Here is a 16,515-nt window from a genome sequence, read left to right as displayed (position 1 = left end):
TGTCAATCTCCTTCAGGCGCTTTGGCGGCGCGAACTGTTTACGGCGTCAAAGAACGCATCGATCATGCCAAGATCCTTGACGCCCGGCGCGCTTTCCACGCCGGAGGATATGTCGAGACCTCTTGCACGGGTGGAGCTGAGCGCAGACGCGACATTGTCCTTGTTCAGCCCTCCGGAAAGCATGTATTCCACGCTCTCGTCAAGCGATGCCATGAGGCTCCAGTCAAAGGAAACGCCGTTGCCGCCCGGCAGTTCGGAACCGGCCGGGGCCTTGGCGTCAAAAAGAAAGCGATCGGCAACGCCGATGAAGGGATCCACCCGGTCGAGATCGCCCGCTTCGCGGACGGAAAACGCCTTCATGACCGGCAGGCCGTAAAGCGCCTTCAAGTGCAGGATCCGCTCCGGACTTTCATGGCCGTGGAGCTGCAGAATGTCGGGCCGTAGCAGCGAGACAATATCATCGAGTTCCTCGTCGCCGGCATCCACTGTGACGGCCACGATCTTCACCTGGCCGCGCACCCGGTCAGCGAGTTCTGCCGCATCCTCGGGGGAAATGTTGCGTGGGCTCTTGGGGAAAAAGATGAAACCGATGTGGGACGCTCCACGAGCAACGGCACGTTCAACAGCGTCGGGCGTCTTCAAACCACAAATCTTGATTTCGGGCTTCATGGGCGTCGGAGTGGCACGAAATCGTGTTGGAGTCGAGGCAAATCAGGCGGCAGGCGGACTCCACCCTTGGCGATCTCGGATTTTTGATTTCGGCCGGGGCGCTGAAAGCTGCCTCTTAAGTTTTAGTTTTATGTGACACCTCTCAGCGCCCCGTTCAGTGTGTTTTTCCGCGCAACTCCGGTCCGTCTGCGGCGGCCCCTCTTGTTGTTCTTGGTGGGCCGGGTTGTGTGCGACACACGCACGCCTTGTTCAGGGGCAGACCATTTTCTGCGCAGCTTCCGGGCGGGCGCCTGCATAAGGGCGCCTTCCCGGACCACCGGTCCCGCCTCGCCGGTTATGCGGACCGGTGTAGCCGAAGCGGAACGAGGCCATTATAGGCGGGGGTTGTTGAGGCGTGGAAAACCGAGGGGTGTTTTTCCGTTAAGTGGTTGAGGTTGCTGGAGGCAGGATGCGAAATTTTCCACGGGTCGGATGGTCATGTTTGCGGGGCAGATGCCCCTCTTTCTGCCGGCGATCCGTCCAAAAGTCTCGCTACCCGAAGTCGATCGCGTGCAACTGCGAGCCGTTCTGCTTCAGCCACTTGCGGGCCTCGTCCATGCGTGGGCAGAGCTCACCGCAGAGTGCCCAGAACTGCGGGCCGTGGTTCATTTCCTTGAGATGCGCCACTTCATGGGCCGCGAGATAGTCGATAACCAGCGGTGGCGCCATGACGATGCGCCAGGAAAAGCTGAGATTGCCATCCCAGGAACAGGAACCCCAACGGCTGCGGGTATCCTTCATGCTGAGCGACTTCACCGGCTTGCGGATCGAAGCGGCATGTCGTGCCACCAGTGCCTCCAGGTCCTGACGGGCCTCCTTTTTCAGGAAAGCCGAGAGGCGCCGGCCCATATGGTCCGTCATGCCGCTGACCTTCAGCACCGGCTGGCCATCGACCAAAACCGCTTCGGTCAAGCCGCGCAGGTTTCCGGTATGCTCGATCCGGTGCGCAACGCCGCGCAGCGGGATGAAGCCACCATCGCTCAAGGCGTTGTCGCTGGAGAATTTGGCAAGCTTGGTGAGCAGCCAACCCTGGTGGCGGTCAAGGAAGTCATCGATCTCGCGCTTGCGCAGACCAGCTGGCACGGTCAGGGCAAGTGCCCGTCCGCCGGGCTCGATGCGCAGCGTGATGCGCGTGGCGCGGCGGTTTTCGCGGATCGTCAGCGGCATCGTGCGGCTGCCAATGTCCAGGGTGCGCTTTACCGTTTCAGGCGGTTTCGACTTGGCACGGACCGGTTTTTTGAGAAGCGCGAACATGGATGTGTTTTAGCTGATTCACGGGCAGAAAAAAGCCGGCGTTCAAGAACGCCGGCGGGGGTGGCTTGGCGAAGAGACTCCGCCTGTTTCACGTGAATCCAACTTCCGTCAGACGTCAACGACCGGGTTCTGGCCGCTGGGACGGTTCTTGCGATCACGCATGAAGCGGTCGAACTCGTCCTGGTCCTTGGCGCGGCGAAGCTCGCGCACGTAGTTGTCGAACTCCTCGCGCATTTCGTCCAGCTTGCGGCGCTCTTCTTCGAGGCGATCGAGTTCGGCCTTGCGCCAGTCATCGAAAGCCACGTTGCCAGTGGTGAAATGCGTGTTGTAGCGGGAGGTCGCGCGGCGGCAGCCGGCAAACCAGCGGTCGGCCTTGTTGTTGGCATCGCGCTTGAAGCCGTTGAGCCTGTCGCCGAACATGATGTAGGCGAGCATGGCCAGGCCCAGAGGCCAGAATACCACGAAACCAAGCACCATGAGCGCAATGGTGGCCGGCGTCCATTCCGGACGGATCAATGCAGACTGATTCATAGGTCACCCTCGTTCTAGAGCGGGAAGGCCTCATGCCAGCCCGACTATTTTCGATTTGGTGAGCCGACGATCCGCGTTCAAGACGGCGGAACATTAAATTCAAGAAGATGCTGAAATAGGAGAGGTTTTCAGGCCTTGGATGGTGCGCGCGGCTTACGTCCTGCTCACGCCATGCCGGCGGGTGAACTCGATGATGCGCGGCGCGATCTCGCGGCGGAAGCGCGAACCGTTGAACACGCCATAATGCCCGACATCCGGTTGCATGTAGTGCATGCGCTTTTCATCCGGGATGTTGGTGCAGATGGTGTGCGCTGCCTTGGTCTGGCCGAGGCCGGAGATGTCGTCGTTTTCGCCTTCGATGGTGAGCAGTGCGACGTTGCGGATCGCGGTCGTGTCGACCCGTGTCTCACGGTGCATCATCTCGCCCTTCGGCAGCGCGTGCTTGATGAAGACGGTGTCCACAGTCTGAAGATAGAACTCTTCCGTGAGATCCATGACGGCGAGATATTCGTCATAGAAATCGCGGTGCCTTTCTGCCGACTCGCCGTCGTTCTTGACGAGGTGCTGGAAGAATTCCTGGTGCGCCGTGAGGTGGCGGTCGAGGTTCATCGACATGAAACCAGAGAGCTGCAGGAAGCCAGGGTAGACGTGGCGCATGACGCCCGGCTGCGGCCACGGCACTGTCATGATGACGTTGTCGCGGAACCATTCCAGCGGATGTTCCTGTGCCAGCTGGTTGACGGCAGTTGGATTGATGCGGGTATCAATCGGCCCGCCCATGAGCGCCATGGTCGCCGGGAGCGCGGGATCCTTGCTGTCTTCCATGACGGCAACGGCCGCCAGAACCGGAACCGAAGGCTGGCATACGCCCACCACATGCGCGCCGGGGCCGAGCACAGCCAACATCTCGATGAGGTAGTCGATATAGTCATCGAGGTCGAAGCTGCCCTCCCCCACCGGCACCATGCGGGCGTCGATCCAGTCGGTGATGTAGACATCGGCATGTGGAAGAAGCGCTTCCACCGTGCCACGCAGGAGCGTCGCGTAGTGGCCAGACATCGGCGCGACGATGAGGATCTTTTCATCAGCCGGTCGCGAGGCCGGCAGGTCGCGGCGGAAGTGCAGGAGATTGCAGAAGGGTTTTGCCCAGATGATTTCTTCCGTAACGGCAACGGGCTGGCCATCAACAACGGTTTGCGGGAGACCGAATTCGGGTTTGCCGTAACGCCGGGTGACGCGTTCGAAAAGCTCCAGCGACGCGGAAATGCTGCGGCCTAACTCCGTCTGCGACAGCGGATTGAGCGGGTTCTTGTAGAAGAACTTCATGGCATCTGCCGCTGCCCGGAAAGGCGCGACGGCTGCATGGTTCATCTCGTAAAGCTGGTAGAACATGGATGTGCCACCCTTTGCCAGTTCTTGGAATGGATTGAACGGTGAGGTTGTACCTACCGGTTCAGCAGCGGGCGACTGTGAGGCTAACATCATTTTATTGTGCAGTGCAAATTGAAGCAGAGGCGGCTTTGCCTCCAGGACTGAACCAGAGCTACCGGTCAGTTCTACAATCGCATGCAGAGCTTAAGGTTCCGCAACATGCATCTGGGCAAAATGAGATGCAGGACCTGCCGATGGCGTCCGCTACCGGCAGGTGAGTGTTCATCTTATCGATCGGCGACGAAAGTCTGCTTCTGTGTGCCGAGGCCTTCGATACCAAGCTCGACGACATCACCGGGCTTCAGGAAGCGCTGCGGCTTCATGCCAAGGCCGACCCCGGGGGGCGTTCCGGTGGAAATGATGTCGCCCGAATGCAGCGACATGAACTGGCTGAGGTAGGAAACGAGGTGGCGGACGCCGTAGACCATGGTCTTGGTCGAGCCGTTCTGCATCTTCTCGCCATTGACGGTGAGCCACATGGCAAGGTTCTGCGGATCGGCGACTTCATCCTTGGTGACGAGCCAGGGGCCGATCGGGCCAAAGGTGTCGCAGGACTTGCCCTTGGTCCACTGCCCGGCGCGTTCCGACTGATAGGCGCGCTCGGACACATCATTGGTGAGGCAATAACCGGCGACGTAATCCATCGCCTCGTCTTCCGAGACATATTTTGCAGTCTTGCCGATGACGACGCCGAGTTCGACTTCCCAATCGGTCTTTTCGGAGCCGCGCGGAATGACGACATCATCGTTGGGACCGACGATGGCCGAGGTGGCCTTCATGAAGATGATCGGCTCCGGTGGAACGGTCGCGCCGGTCTCGGCAGCGTGGTCGGAATAGTTGAGGCCGATGCAGATGAACTTGCCGGTGCCGGCAACGCAGGGGCCGATGCGATCAACCTGCAGTTCCGGCAGGCTCTTCAGATCCAAAGCCGCGAGCTTGGCGATGTTTTCAGGCGAAATGGCCGCACCGGCGATATCCGGCACATGACCCGACAGGTCGCGCACCTTGCCGTCGCTATCGAGTGCTGCCGGCTTTTCCTGTCCAGCTGGACCTACACGCATCAATTTCACAGGATGTTCCTCCACTTGCGTCGAAAAATAGAATGGGACATGCTCCCCTCCTTGTCGCGCGTCAAAGCCTGTCGCGCAACCCGCATCTCTTGCCAAGCGGTACGCCGGGCTTATCCTTTTCCTTGCACCACCAGTGAGCGAGGACCGGCATGACCAGCAGCAACACGCGCGTTTCAGAATTTCCGATTGATGCCTTCTTCCTCGACCGCTGGTCGCCACGCGCTTTCACCGGGGAGCCGGTCAGCCGCGAGACGATGCTGACGATCCTGGATGCGGCGCATTGGGCGCCCTCCTCCGGCAACAACCAGCCGTGGCGGTTTGTCTATGGCCTGCGCGGCACACCGGCTTTCGATGTGCTGCTTGGGATCCTGACAGAAGGTAACCAGCGCTGGGCGAAGAATGCGGGCGCGCTGCTCTTCGTCATCTCCAAGACTTACCGGCTGACGAGTACGGGCGAGCGCCGCACCGCCTATACTCATTCCTATGACACGGGTGCTGCCTGGTTCTCCGTGATCTGCCAGGCGATGAAGCTCGGCTACCACGCGCATGGAATGGAAGGCTTCGACAAGGAGAAGGCGGTCGAACTGCTCGGGATCCCGGACGGCTACCGGGTAGAAGCGGCAGCGGCAATCGGCAAGATCGGCGACCGGAGCCTGTTGCCTGAGGATCTGGCGGAGCGGGAGAGGCCGAACAACCGAAAGCCGGTGGCGGAGATCGCCTTCGAAGGCCGTTTCACCAGCGAAGCCTGACGAACGTCTTACCAAAGTGTTTCACGTGAATCCTGTCCACAGGAGATTCACGTGAAACGGAAAGGGCGGCACTGACGGCCGCCCTTTGAGCTTAAATGTCGAGGTTGGCGACGCTCAGCGCGTTGTCCTGGATGAACTCGCGACGCGGCTCGACTTCATCGCCCATGAGGCGTGAGAAGAGACCATCGGCATCTGTGGCGTCGTTGACCTTCACCTGCAGCAGCGAACGAACGTTCGGATCAAGCGTCGTTTCCCAGAGCTGCTCGGCGTTCATTTCGCCAAGGCCCTTGTAGCGCTGCATCGAAAGACCCTTGCGGCCGGAGGCAAAGATCGCGTCGAGCAGTGCGCGCGGACCCGAGACTTCGATGTCGCCTTCCTTGCGGCTGAGGACTGGCGGCGTGCGGTAGATTTCCTGCAGCCGGCCTGCCATCTGGTCGATGTAGCGGGCGTCAGCAGAACCTATCAGCGCGACGTCGATAAAGGCGACTTCCTTGACGCCGCGAACCATGCGCTCAAAACGGAGGCCACCTTCGCCGGTGACATGACCGGTCCAGCCGCGTTCGGTCTCTTCGGCGATCATATCCAAGCGACGAGCGACTTCGTCTGCCGTCTGCTGGGCGCGCTCGGGATTGTCGGTGAGTTCCGGGTTGAGCGCGCCAGCGATCGCCGCCTGCTCGATGATCGATCGATTGTAGCGCGAATGCAGGCCATCGAGCAGCGAGCGCAGGCGCAGCGCGTCATGGATGACTTCACGCATGTCCTGGCCGGCGCGGGTTTCGCCGGAACCGACGGTCAGCGTCGCTTCCTCAAGACCCATGCTGATCAGGTATTCTTCCAGCGCCGCCTCGTTCTTGAGGTACTGCACCGACTTGCCGCGGCTGACCTTATAGAGCGGCGGCTGGGCGATATAGATATGGCCGCGCTCAATCAGTTCCGGCATCTGGCGGAAGAAGAAGGTGAGCAGCAGGGTGCGGATGTGGGCGCCGTCGACGTCAGCATCCGTCATGATGATGATCTTGTGATAGCGCAGCTTGTCGGCGTTGAACTCGTCCTTGCCGATCGAGGTGCCGAGCGCGGTGATCAGCGTGCCGATTTCCTGGCTGGACAGCATCTTGTCGAAGCGGGCGCGCTCCACGTTAAGGATCTTGCCGCGCAGCGGAAGGATGGCCTGATTTTCACGCGAACGACCCTGCTTGGCCGACCCGCCAGCCGAATCACCCTCCACAAGGAAGAGTTCGGACTTGGCCGGGTCACGTTCGGAGCAGTCCGCCAACTTGCCCGGGAGCGAGGCGATGTCGAGCACACCCTTGCGGCGGGTCAGTTCACGCGCCTTGCGGGCCGCTTCGCGGGCTACGGCGGCTTCGACAACCTTGCCAACGAGGATCTTGGCTTCCGTCGGGTGTTCCTCGAACCAGGTGCTCAGCGCTTCGTTGACGAGGCTTTCCACGACGGGACGCACTTCAGAGGACACAAGCTTGTCCTTGGTCTGCGATGAGAACTTCGGATCCGGAACCTTTACGGAGAGAACGGCGGTGAGGCCTTCGCGGCAGTCTTCGCCCTGCAGTGTCACCTTTTCCTTCTTGGTGATGCCGGAGGTGTCGGCATAGGAGGTCACCTGGCGCGTCAGGGCGCCACGGAAGCCGGCCATATGCGTGCCGCCATCGCGCTGCGGGATGTTGTTGGTGAAGCAGAGCACGTTCTCGTGGTAGCTGTCATTCCACCACATCGCGACTTCGACGGTGATCCCGTCCTTTTCGCCACGGATCGCGACGGGCTTGTCAACGAGCGGCTTCTTGGAGCGATCGAGATAACGCACAAAGGCTTCCAGACCGCCGTCGTAGAGCATTTCTTCTTCGCGTATGTCGGGCTTGCGCTTGTCCGTTAGCCGGATTCGAACGCCCGAATTGAGGAAAGCCAGTTCACGCAGGCGATGCTCGAGCGTGTTGTAGTCATACTCGGTCATCGTGAAGGTTTCGGGGCTTGCGAGGAAGGTGACTTCCGTACCAGAGCGGCCTTCATATTCGCCGACCACTTCCAGCGGGGCATCGGCCACGCCGTGAGTGAACGAGATCTGGTGCACCTTGCCATTGCGGCGGATGCGCAGCTTCAGCCAGACGGAGAGCGCGTTGACAACCGAGACGCCGACGCCATGCAGACCACCGGAGACCTTGTAAGAGTTCTGGTCGAACTTTCCGCCGGCATGCAGCTGGGTCATGATAACTTCGGCGGCTGATACGCCCTCGCCGGTATGGATGTCGGTGGGGATGCCGCGACCGTTGTCGGTGACGCTAACCGAACCGTCCGCGTTGAGGGTAACCGTCACCAGGTCAGCATGGCCGGCCAACGCTTCATCGATTGCGTTGTCAACGACTTCGTAGACCATGTGATGAAGGCCGGAGCCATCGTCAGTGTCGCCGATATACATGCCGGGGCGTTTGCGGACGGCGTCCAGACCCTTCAGAACCTTGATCGAGTCTGCACCATATTCGGCACTCGCGCCATTCTCGCTGACGGGTGTATCGGTCATCAGTATCTTCCAATTCGTTCAAGAGCCGGTTGAGCGAATCACCAGCCATTCGTCCTCGAATATATAGGTAAACCGAGGCCGATTCTAAAGCTTGAGCCCTGCAAAAGCGGTGGATGCAAGCCCAAATCAGGTCGGAGTGGAGGCTTTCTCCAGAAGCGTGTCGAGTTCTTCTATCACATGCGGTGGCAAAGTGCGAATCACCCTGCCAAGACGGTTGGCAAAGGCGGTATAAGCGGGTGGAAGACCGGAGGTATCGAGCACCACCTTGGGATGGGAGGAATGGGCAAGCTCGAAAAGCTCATCGGCATCATCCCAGATGACATTGAAGTAGCCGGCGATGCGCTGCAGCAGCTCGAACGTGGGGCGGCCGCGCTTGCCGTGCTCGAGCGCCGAGAGATAAGCGGGCGTGACACCGATTGCCTCCGCCAGCTGCCGCTGGGTGATCCCCTTGCGCCGGCGCAGCTCGCGAAGCGCGTGGCCGAAGGGCGTCATTCCAGGCCTCCGCCCGTACGGCTTCGAGCGAGGCGGACATACATCGCGCCCTCCCCGCCGTGATGGCGCGCCGCCCATTCATAGGATGAAATGAGGAAACGGAACTCGGCCTTGGAGAACCACAGGGGCACGGCGCGGCGCAAGGCGCCTTCGCTGCCCATCGAACTGCCCTTGCCAGTAATGACCAGCACATGGCGAAGACCGCGCTCATGCGCACGCAGCAGGAAATCGAGGAGCAGATCATGCGCCTCGTCCTGGTAAAGCCCGTGCAGGTCAAGCCGCGCTTCGATCGGCAGGCGGCCTTTGGCGAGCTTCTTCTTGACCGGCTTTTCCAAGGGGTGATGTTGCACAGGCGGACGGTAGCTCGGCGCCGGAGCCTGCGGCTCCACGACCTGCGTGATGAGGCGCGGTGGCGGCTTCGGCTTCAAGGCTTCCCTGGCTGCCTTCTGGGCCGCTTCCTCGGCCGCCAGCCGCTCTTCTTCCTGCTTTTCGAACTCCAGGATTTCCTTCATCCGCCCAGGGATGGCGCGGGTCGACTTCGCGACCTTCCCCCAGAGGATCCGTTCTTCGGGATCTAACTTTCGGCCACCCTTCATGCGCCGTACCTGCCCGCTGCCGTGTTCGGGATCAGGATGTAGAAGTCGGCAGGGTTGCGGACTGTTCCAGCACGTTCACCGGCAACGTCACCAGACCCGGTAAAGATGTCGCCCCGCGCAGGCCCGACAATCGCCGAACCGGTGTCGAGCGCGAGCATCAGCCGCGCGAAGGACTTGCCGTCATCGAGATGCGTCAATGTTTCCGAATGGATGAAGAAGGGAAACCCGAAGGTGTGGATCTGCCGGTCAACGGCAAGCGACCGCCCCGGGATCAGCGGCACCTTGGCGGCAGCGATCGGCCCGAGCGCCGCGTCCGTAACCTCGGCGTCGCGAAAGAAGATATAGGAGCGGTTATGCCAGAGGACTTCATCAACCTTAGCCGGATTCGAAGCAAGCCATGCGCGGATGCTTTGCATGGAAACCGTGGCGGGATCGAGGTCGCGACGATCGATCAACAGCTTGCCGATGGCCGAGAAGGAATGGCCCGCCTTGGCGGCGTAGGTGATGCGGCGGATAGCTCCATCCGGATACCGCAGCCGGGCCGCGCCCTGCACATGCACGAAGAACACATCCACCTTGGAGCGCGCATAGGCGATCTCGAGCCCCTGCCCCTCCAGGAGACCTTCATCAATCTCACGGCGTTCCGGATAGGTCGTGATGCCGTCGGCGGTCTTCCTGCCGAACATGTAGGAGGAATCCAGGCCGGGCGGGCGGTTCCGGTCGTCCAGGTCCACCAAGTCCCGCGGTCGGCGATAGAAGGGATACTTCCAGACTTCGTCACGCGTGGGGGAAACTTCGATCTCCGGCTCATAAAAGGCCGTGACAAAACCCTGGTTGCCATCGGTGCGGGAGACAAGGGAAGGCGTGGCGTGGGCTTCGAAGAATTCGCGCGCCGTGGTGGCGTCAAGATCACCTGCCGGGGCTTTTTCGATGAAGTCCGCCAGCTCGGCGGCCGTCAGACCGAGAGCGCCCGTCTTGTACGGCTTCACATCGCGGATCTGGCGAAGGCAGGCGCGCATGCCATGGAAAAGGGCTGACGGATCATCATCCCGCCAGCCCGGAAGATCTGCAAACTCCTTGCGTTGAAGCCGGTATTGCGGCGCCGCCTCGGTCATTGCTCGGATTCGGTGGCGATCAGCTTCCAGTTCGGATCGCGCGAGCGCGTGTCACGGGCAAAGGTCCAGATATCGATGACCTCGGCCACCGTTTCCTGGTCGCCGTCGATAATCGCGCCGGCCTTGTCGAAGGTGGCAGAGATCAACTGGCTGACGATGCGCACCGTTACCTGGGCTTCCGAGCCCTTGACCAGCGCATGGGTGATATCTGCCTTGTCGATGCCAACGAAGGTGGATTTGACGACTTCGCCGCGGGCTTCGCGTTCGGTGATCGCTGCATCGAAACCTTCAAAGACTTCCTTGGAAAGCAGGCCCTTCAGTGTCTTTCGGTCGCCATCGGCAAAGGCCATGACGATCATCTCATAGGCCATCTTGGCGCCGTTCAGGAATTCCTTGGGGCTGAATGACGGGTCCGACTTCAGGAGATCGCGAAGGGCCGTATTGAGCTGCGTATCAGGCTTGGCCACCGCGTCGATATCGGCATAACGCTGCTCGTCGTCCTGCACATCGCGGCGCGGAAGCGTCACCACCTTGCCGTCGTCTGCAGGGTTCTTCATGACGTCGCGCGGGCTGTAGGGATCGAACGGTGGCTTTTCGTTACCGGTCCGCCGTCCGAGCACGCTGCGCAATTGCAGGAAGATCAGCACTGCGGCGACGAGGAAAAAAAGCGTTATCAAGTCGTTGGAACCCATCTTAACCCGCAATTGCCGTTTAATTTTTTGTTGCAGCTTCTCATATAGTCCGCATCCGTTCATCATTCAAATAGCGAAGGCGTCAGCGCAACGGTCGCCGGGCTCGATCAAGCAGGGAATAGATCATGCGCCTCTTCTTTCTTCCGCTTCTTCTGCTCTGGCCACTTGCCGAGATTGCCGGATTTGTTCTGGTGGGCCGCACATTCGGCCTGTGGTGGACGCTTGGGCTGGTGATTGGCACGGCGGTGCTGGGTACGATCCTGCTCAGAAGCCAGGGCATGCATATCCTTCAGAAGATCTCGACCGAAAGCCGCGAAGGACGCGTGCCGGGCCTGGCGCTTGTCGATGGCGCAATGATTGTGGTGGCCGGCATCCTTCTGCTGCTTCCCGGCTTCCTGACCGACATCGTCGGGATCGCGCTGTTCATTCCCTCCATCCGACGCGCGATCTGGAAGCTTGTCGGCCGCCGCGTCGTGGTGGTGCGGTCAGGCAGTAGCCAGACGTATCGTTACGAAAGTCACACAAGACAGCCGGGAGGCCCCGTCCGTCCGGGCAATCCGGGCGGTCAGGTAGTCGATCTCGACGAGGAGGATTTTCACCGGGAAGAGCCGGGCAATCGCGGCAATCCATCTTCGCCGTGGATCGGCCCGAACGGAAACAACAAGTCCTGAAAAGCCATTAAGCCTTGAATCTCCCTGCTCGTCAGTGTTAGAGGCCAAGCAACTCCAAGGTTCGAGGAAATCTTCATGGCAGACGAACAGACACAGGCGGTAGCGCCGTCGATCAATATCCTGGCGCAGTACACCAAGGATCTCTCCTTCGAGAATCCCGGTGCGCCTCGCTCACTTCAGTCGCGTGACAAGGCGCCTTCGATCAACATCAACGTGAACGTCAACGCCAATCCGCTTTCGGATACGGATTTCGATGTTGTCCTGACGCTCGAAGCCAAGGCGACCGAAGGCGAGAAGATCGTATTCGCGGCCGAGCTGGTTTACGGCGGCGTCTTCCGGATTGCAGGTTTCCCTCAGGAACATATGCTGCCGGTGCTGTTCATCGAATGCCCGCGCCTGCTGTTCCCGTTCGCGCGCCAGATCGTGGCTGACGTGACGCGCAACGGCGGCTTCCCGCCGCTGATGATCGACCCGATCGATTTCGCGCAGATGTTCACGCAGCGCATGGCCGAAGAACAGGCCCGCGCCAAGGTCCAGGCTCTCAACAGCTAACTCTGACCTTTCCGACAGAAAAAAAGCCCGGTCATGCCGGGCTTTTTTGTTGTGCCTCGTCATAACGAAGCCAGAGGGACTTGCCCTTCATCGTCGCCACCATCGCGGCGTGGGCTTCAAGTTCAGCCTGTGTGAGGCGCGGGGCGAGAGGACGCGGACGACCGCTGATCGTTACCACCGTTTCTTCAACGGAAATGACGGTCGATGAACGATCGTTGTCGGTCAGGCCGAAGGCTGCCTGGCGACCACCCGTCATCTCGATGTAGACTTCGGCAAGAAGTTCGGAGTCGAGAAGCGCGCCGTGCTTGGTGCGGTGCGCATTGTCGATGCCGTAACGACGGCACAGAGCATCGAGCGAGTTCGGGCCCATCGGATGCTTGCGGCGCGCCATGGCGAGCGTATCAACGACGCGGTCCGACTGCACCGGCGGCAGGCCGAGGCGTTCAAACTCGGCGTTGATGAAGCCCATGTCGAAGGTCGCGTTATGAGCGATCCACTTGGCGCCATCGAAGAAGTCGATGATCTCCTGGACGACGTCGGCGAAGCTTGGCTTGTCCTTCAGGAACTCATCGGTAATGCCGTGCACGGCAAGCGCATCCGGGTGAACCTTGCGATCGCCCGGGTTGATGTAGAGATGTAGCGTCCTGCCGGTCGGGAAGTTGTTGATGAGCTCGACGCCGCCGATCTCGATGATGCGGTCGAGCTTGGTTTCAAGACCCGTCGTTTCCGTATCGAAGATGATCTCACGCATGATTGTCGCCCATGGTTCCGGACCTGATTGCGGCAATGACCTGCCGAACCCTTTCCCGTGCTGCCTCAAGTCCAAGGCCGGTATCGATGATGAAGTCGGCGCGCCGGCGCTTTTCCGCATCCGCGATCTGCCGGGAAAGAATCATGTCCAACTTCTCGCCCGTCATGCCGGGCCGTGCAAGCACCCGCGCCCGTTGTATCTGTGGATCACAGGTCACGACGACGATCACATCGACGCGATCCTCGCCCTTCACCTCGAAAAGCAGCGGGATATCGAGAAGCACCAGGTCACGGCCCTGCTTTCGATGATGCTCGAGAAACTGCTTTTCGCGCTCTCGTACCAGCGGATGAACAATTGCCTCGAGTTCGCGAAACCTTTCAGGCGCGGCTGCGAGTTGCCGCGACAGCTCCCCGCGGTCAATGACGCCATCGCGGACGGTGCCGGGGAAAGCCTTGGCCACAGGCTCAACCGCTTCGGTGCGATAAAGATCATGCACCACGGCATCGGCATCATTGACCGGTATGCCTTCCTCGGAGAACATCTCGGCCGTGGTCGATTTGCCCATGCCGATGGAGCCGGTGAGGCCGATCACGATCATCAGTGTTTGTCCATGTCGGCGATGACGAGGTTGCGCAGCGTATCGTCCACGGTCGGACGGCGGCCGAACCATTTTTCAAAACCGGGCGCTGCCTGGTGCAGCAACATGCCGAGCCCATCGACAGTCGCGAAACCCTGCTGTTCAGCCTGGAGGAGGAGCGGCGTTTTCAGGGGTACATAAACAATGTCGGTGACAACCGCGCCAGCGGCCAGGCGGCTGAAATCGATCCGTGGCGCTTCGCTACCGTCCATCCCAAGCGAGGTCGTGTTCACGAAAAGGCCAGCGCTGGTCATGACTTCAGCCAGTGCTTCCGTCGGATGCGCCGTCACCTTTGCGCCAAAACGATCCGCCAGTTCCTGTGCCCGCGACACCGTGCGATTGACGACGTAGATTTCGCTCAAGCCGCGATCGCGCAACGATTGGACGACGGCGCGGCTGGCGCCGCCTGCCCCGAATACCACGGCGCGATCGGCCTTGTCCCAGCCGGGATGTTGATGGTCGAGGTTGGCGGTAAAACCATGGCCATCAGTATTGGTCGCATGGAGACGACCTTCCTCCATCCAGAGTGTATTGGCGGCACCCAGCTCTTCCGCCAGATCGTCCAGGCGATCTGCCAGCGCGCAGGCGCGCTCCTTATGCGGAATGGTAACATTGCCGCCGCGATAACTGGACCTGCCGTCTTTCAGGCTCTGGATGAAGGCAGCGAATGCATCCTCGGCAACTGGTTCTGCCCTATAGCTGCCGGCAATGCCGAGCTGCTTCAGCCAGTGACCGTGGATCAATGGCGAGCGTGAGTGCTTGACGGGCCAGCCCGTTACGAAAGCATTAACCACAAATGTTTCACGTGAATCAGCCACGGATGGCTCCTAACTGGCGAAGCTTTTCCAGCAGAGGCAGCATGGGCAGGCCAAGAATGGTGAAATAGTCGCCATCGATCCGGGAGAAGAGCTGGATGCCCTCCCCCTCCAATTGGTAGGCGCCAACGCTGCTGAAAACCGCTTCACCAACGCGATCGAGATAATGATCTACATACTCCTCACTGAGTGTGCGCACCGTGAGATCGGCATGCGACACATGCTCCCAAAGGACATCGCCACCACGCGCCAACGCAATCGCGCTGTTCAGCCGATGCGTTTTTCCGGAGAGAGAAAGGAGGTTTTCCTTCGCCTCCTGACGGCTCTTCGGCTTGTGATAGACACGCTTGCCGAGCGACATGGTCTGGTCCGAGCCGATGACGATCGCATCTGGAAAATGGTTGCTGACTTCCATCGCCTTTGCGGCGGCGAGGGTCAGTGCCACCTCATCGGGCGCTGCACCTTCCAACCCTGCCTCGATGCGGCGCTCGTCGATGTCCGCCGCCCGGGCCTGAAACGTCAGTCCGGCATTCTGCATCAGCATGCGGCGAAACGGGCTGGATGACGCGAGAACGAGGGGGACTTGTTCAGCAGAAACGGACACGAGGAAAGCTCCAAAGCAGGTGAATCGGCTTAACGCAGCTTCGGGCGCAGTGCAACGATCGCCGCCGCCGTCTCCTCGATCGATCGCCGCGTGACGTCGATGATCGGCCAGTTATGGCGGGCGCAGAGCGCGCGGGCGTATTTCAGCTCTTCATGGATGGTGGCACGATCGGTGTAATGACGTCGGTCAAACCCTTGAGTCACGCCAAGCTCGCGATGCTCACGCACCTGGCTGATGCGATCTGTCGTTGCCACCAGACCGACGATGAGTGGATGGGTGGCGCGGTACAGGCTCTCAGGCAGGTCGACGCCTGGCACGATTGGGATATTGGCGGTCTTGATGCCGCGGTTGGCGAGGTAGATGCTTGTTGGCGTTTTCGAGGTGCGGCTGATGCCGATCAGCACGACATCGGCGTCATCATAATCTTCCGGCATCTGCCCATCATCATGATCCATGGTGAAGTTCAGGGCTTCGATGCGTTTGAAATATTCGGCATTGAGCGCGTGCTGGGCGCCGACCCGGCGGCGCGACAAGGCGCCAAGATAGGTCTGGAAAACTGTCAGCACCGGCTCAAGAACATTGACGCTCGGCAGCCCTATCTCGCGGCAGCGTTCATCGATGAGGCTTGCGAGTTCCTCGTCGACAAGCGTGTAGAGAACAATGCCAGGTTCCCGATCCACGGCTTCCAGAACAGCCAGCAACTGCTTGCGATTTCGGATCAGGGGATAGACGTGTTCGACCGGCAGCGAGCCCTGGAATTGCACGGCTGCGGCGCGGCCGGCGGAAATGAGAGTCTCGCCCGTTGAGTCAGATATCAGGTGCAGATGGAAGAAGTTTCTTTTGTTCTCCACGCTGTTTTTGGTCCTTTGTTGATAACTGGGGAGAGAATGACGACCCGGGTGCTGCGGCCGGAGGGGGTCGGGAAAACTGCCGGGTTTTCCACATTCGGTGATCAGCCGGACAGGATTCCAAGCGTGTTGTGGGCTCTGGGGATAACCACTACAAGAGAATCACCGTCCACCCAATATCCACAGACGAACGCCGATCCTGCGGAGGAAGATGTGGCTGATTTGGCTTGCAGAATCGCGATGATCCACAGATGCGGCAAAGGGCGGCATTTGGATCTGCGCATCTGCGGGATATCCAGCGGTTTCGATGCGTGCCTGTGATTTGACTTTAATCCTTGCTACCCACCGACTCTAAGAAATAGAAACTCTTTTAAAATCATTTCTTTGTTTAGGGAGAACCCATTGACCGGCACCCCCCGGAGGATCCTGAGCGTCCTTGAAGGCAAGACTGTCTCGCCACCACCGATCTGGC

The 16,515-nt window shown here is 60.2% G+C and carries 18 protein-coding genes; 3 read left to right on the top strand and 15 right to left on the bottom strand.

From position 1 onward, the window contains the following. Nucleotides 1–12 precede the first annotated feature (12 nt). The 5 genes from CYG48_RS15130 to CYG48_RS15110 form a co-directional block, all read right to left on the bottom strand. Nucleotides 13–669, bottom strand: coding sequence for a phosphoribosylanthranilate isomerase (locus CYG48_RS15130; RefSeq protein ID WP_118851132.1), 657 nt, complete (start codon nucleotides 667–669; stop codon nucleotides 13–15). 531 nt (nucleotides 670–1,200) lie between these two features. Further along, a complete protein-coding gene (locus CYG48_RS15125; protein WP_118851131.1) occupies nucleotides 1,201–1,962 on the bottom strand; it encodes a M48 family metallopeptidase in 762 nt (253 codons plus the stop codon). Nucleotides 1,963–2,070: 108 nt separating this feature from the next. Continuing rightward, nucleotides 2,071–2,493, bottom strand: a complete 423-nt coding sequence (locus CYG48_RS15120) for a DUF2852 domain-containing protein (protein WP_118851130.1) — start codon at nucleotides 2,491–2,493, stop codon at nucleotides 2,071–2,073. 153 nt (nucleotides 2,494–2,646) lie between these two features. Continuing rightward, the gene (locus CYG48_RS15115; protein ID WP_118851129.1) at nucleotides 2,647–3,885 is read right to left on the bottom strand and encodes a polyhydroxyalkanoate depolymerase; all 1,239 of its coding nucleotides are present in this window, start codon (nucleotides 3,883–3,885) and stop codon (nucleotides 2,647–2,649) included. Between the two features lie 266 nt (nucleotides 3,886–4,151). Further along, complete coding sequence (locus CYG48_RS15110; RefSeq protein ID WP_118851128.1) at nucleotides 4,152–4,994, bottom strand: fumarylacetoacetate hydrolase family protein; 843 nt, start codon at nucleotides 4,992–4,994, stop codon at nucleotides 4,152–4,154. 149 nt (nucleotides 4,995–5,143) lie between these two features. Between CYG48_RS15110 and CYG48_RS15105 the strand changes: the two genes are divergently transcribed. After that, nucleotides 5,144–5,743 (top strand): nitroreductase family protein, encoded by a 600-nt coding sequence (locus CYG48_RS15105; protein WP_118851127.1) that lies wholly within the window; start codon nucleotides 5,144–5,146, stop codon nucleotides 5,741–5,743. A 91-nt stretch (nucleotides 5,744–5,834) separates the two neighbouring features. Here CYG48_RS15105 and gyrB read toward each other — a convergent pair whose 3' ends face one another. From gyrB to CYG48_RS15080, 5 genes are all read right to left on the bottom strand, one after another. Beyond that, complete coding sequence (gyrB, locus tag CYG48_RS15100; RefSeq protein WP_118851126.1) at nucleotides 5,835–8,270, bottom strand: DNA topoisomerase (ATP-hydrolyzing) subunit B; 2,436 nt, start codon at nucleotides 8,268–8,270, stop codon at nucleotides 5,835–5,837. A 126-nt stretch (nucleotides 8,271–8,396) separates the two neighbouring features. Continuing rightward, nucleotides 8,397–8,762 carry a helix-turn-helix domain-containing protein gene (locus CYG48_RS15095; RefSeq protein ID WP_118851125.1) on the bottom strand — a complete coding sequence of 122 codons (366 nt, stop codon included), beginning with the start codon at nucleotides 8,760–8,762 and terminating at the stop codon, nucleotides 8,397–8,399. After that, complete coding sequence (locus CYG48_RS15090; protein WP_118851124.1) at nucleotides 8,759–9,358, bottom strand: Smr/MutS family protein; 600 nt, start codon at nucleotides 9,356–9,358, stop codon at nucleotides 8,759–8,761. Before CYG48_RS15090 ends, CYG48_RS15095 begins: the two co-directional genes overlap by 4 nt. Continuing rightward, nucleotides 9,355–10,473, bottom strand: a complete 1,119-nt coding sequence (gene mltA / locus CYG48_RS15085; RefSeq protein ID WP_118851123.1) for a murein transglycosylase A — start codon at nucleotides 10,471–10,473, stop codon at nucleotides 9,355–9,357. Before mltA ends, CYG48_RS15090 begins: the two co-directional genes overlap by 4 nt. Then, nucleotides 10,470–11,165, bottom strand: coding sequence for a Tim44/TimA family putative adaptor protein (locus tag CYG48_RS15080; protein ID WP_118851122.1), 696 nt, complete (start codon nucleotides 11,163–11,165; stop codon nucleotides 10,470–10,472). Before CYG48_RS15080 ends, mltA begins: the two co-directional genes overlap by 4 nt. 125 nt (nucleotides 11,166–11,290) lie before the next feature. Between CYG48_RS15080 and CYG48_RS15075 the strand changes: the two genes are divergently transcribed. Together CYG48_RS15075 and secB are read left to right on the top strand one after the other, a co-directional pair. Then, nucleotides 11,291–11,836 carry an FxsA family protein gene (locus CYG48_RS15075; protein WP_118851121.1) on the top strand — a complete coding sequence of 182 codons (546 nt, stop codon included), beginning with the start codon at nucleotides 11,291–11,293 and terminating at the stop codon, nucleotides 11,834–11,836. Nucleotides 11,837–11,911: 75 nt separating this feature from the next. Next, entirely contained in the window at nucleotides 11,912–12,388 is a 477-nt protein-coding gene (gene secB / locus CYG48_RS15070) for a protein-export chaperone SecB (RefSeq protein ID WP_118851120.1), read from the top strand. Between the two features lie 31 nt (nucleotides 12,389–12,419). Here secB and dnaQ read toward each other — a convergent pair whose 3' ends face one another. The 5 genes from dnaQ to CYG48_RS15045 are packed head-to-tail and all read right to left on the bottom strand — an operon-like array spanning nucleotide 12,420 to nucleotide 16,046. After that, a complete protein-coding gene (gene dnaQ / locus CYG48_RS15065; RefSeq protein WP_118851119.1) occupies nucleotides 12,420–13,139 on the bottom strand; it encodes a DNA polymerase III subunit epsilon in 720 nt (239 codons plus the stop codon). Then, a complete protein-coding gene (coaE, locus tag CYG48_RS15060) occupies nucleotides 13,132–13,737 on the bottom strand; it encodes a dephospho-CoA kinase (protein WP_118851118.1) in 606 nt (201 codons plus the stop codon). Before coaE ends, dnaQ begins: the two co-directional genes overlap by 8 nt. Beyond that, nucleotides 13,737–14,594, bottom strand: coding sequence for a shikimate dehydrogenase (locus tag CYG48_RS15055; protein ID WP_118851117.1), 858 nt, complete (start codon nucleotides 14,592–14,594; stop codon nucleotides 13,737–13,739). Before CYG48_RS15055 ends, coaE begins: the two co-directional genes overlap by 1 nt. Further along, a complete protein-coding gene (locus CYG48_RS15050) occupies nucleotides 14,587–15,195 on the bottom strand; it encodes a Maf-like protein (protein ID WP_256371643.1) in 609 nt (202 codons plus the stop codon). The genes CYG48_RS15055 and CYG48_RS15050 overlap by 8 nt, the downstream gene beginning before the upstream one ends. Nucleotides 15,196–15,224: 29 nt before the next feature. Then, nucleotides 15,225–16,046 carry a pyruvate, water dikinase regulatory protein gene (locus CYG48_RS15045; protein WP_118851115.1) on the bottom strand — a complete coding sequence of 274 codons (822 nt, stop codon included), beginning with the start codon at nucleotides 16,044–16,046 and terminating at the stop codon, nucleotides 15,225–15,227. Nucleotides 16,047–16,515: the final 469 nt, after the last annotated feature.

This window comes from Neorhizobium sp. SOG26 (genome assembly GCF_003491345.1).
In the GTDB taxonomy this organism is placed as follows: domain Bacteria; phylum Pseudomonadota; class Alphaproteobacteria; order Rhizobiales; family Rhizobiaceae; genus Neorhizobium; species Neorhizobium turbinariae.
The sequence above is the reverse complement of the archived record's forward strand: the minus strand, read 5'-3'. Positions and strand labels throughout refer to the sequence as shown.

Bases quoted from the DNA above. Each gene is read 5' to 3' on its own strand.
- CYG48_RS15075 (WP_118851121.1), top strand. From the start codon at position 11,291: ATGCGCCTCTTCTTTCTTCCGCTTCTTCTGCTCTGGCCACTTGCCGAG.
- CYG48_RS15120 (WP_118851130.1), bottom strand. From the start codon at position 2,493: ATGAATCAGTCTGCATTGATCCGTCCGGAATGGACGCCGGCCACCATT.
- CYG48_RS15115 (WP_118851129.1), bottom strand. From the start codon at position 3,885: ATGTTCTACCAGCTTTACGAGATGAACCATGCAGCCGTCGCGCCTTTC.
- secB (WP_118851120.1), top strand. From the start codon at position 11,912: ATGGCAGACGAACAGACACAGGCGGTAGCGCCGTCGATCAATATCCTG.
- mltA (WP_118851123.1), bottom strand. From the start codon at position 10,473: ATGACCGAGGCGGCGCCGCAATACCGGCTTCAACGCAAGGAGTTTGCA.
- CYG48_RS15125 (WP_118851131.1), bottom strand. From the start codon at position 1,962: ATGTTCGCGCTTCTCAAAAAACCGGTCCGTGCCAAGTCGAAACCGCCT.
- CYG48_RS15105 (WP_118851127.1), top strand. From the start codon at position 5,144: ATGACCAGCAGCAACACGCGCGTTTCAGAATTTCCGATTGATGCCTTC.
- CYG48_RS15080 (WP_118851122.1), bottom strand. From the start codon at position 11,165: ATGGGTTCCAACGACTTGATAACGCTTTTTTTCCTCGTCGCCGCAGTG.
- CYG48_RS15090 (WP_118851124.1), bottom strand. From the start codon at position 9,358: ATGAAGGGTGGCCGAAAGTTAGATCCCGAAGAACGGATCCTCTGGGGG.
- gyrB (WP_118851126.1), bottom strand. From the start codon at position 8,270: ATGACCGATACACCCGTCAGCGAGAATGGCGCGAGTGCCGAATATGGT.
- dnaQ (WP_118851119.1), bottom strand. From the start codon at position 13,139: ATGCGTGAGATCATCTTCGATACGGAAACGACGGGTCTTGAAACCAAG.
- coaE (WP_118851118.1), bottom strand. From the start codon at position 13,737: ATGATCGTGATCGGCCTCACCGGCTCCATCGGCATGGGCAAATCGACC.
- CYG48_RS15095 (WP_118851125.1), bottom strand. From the start codon at position 8,762: ATGACGCCCTTCGGCCACGCGCTTCGCGAGCTGCGCCGGCGCAAGGGG.
- CYG48_RS15130 (WP_118851132.1), bottom strand. From the start codon at position 669: ATGAAGCCCGAAATCAAGATTTGTGGTTTGAAGACGCCCGACGCTGTT.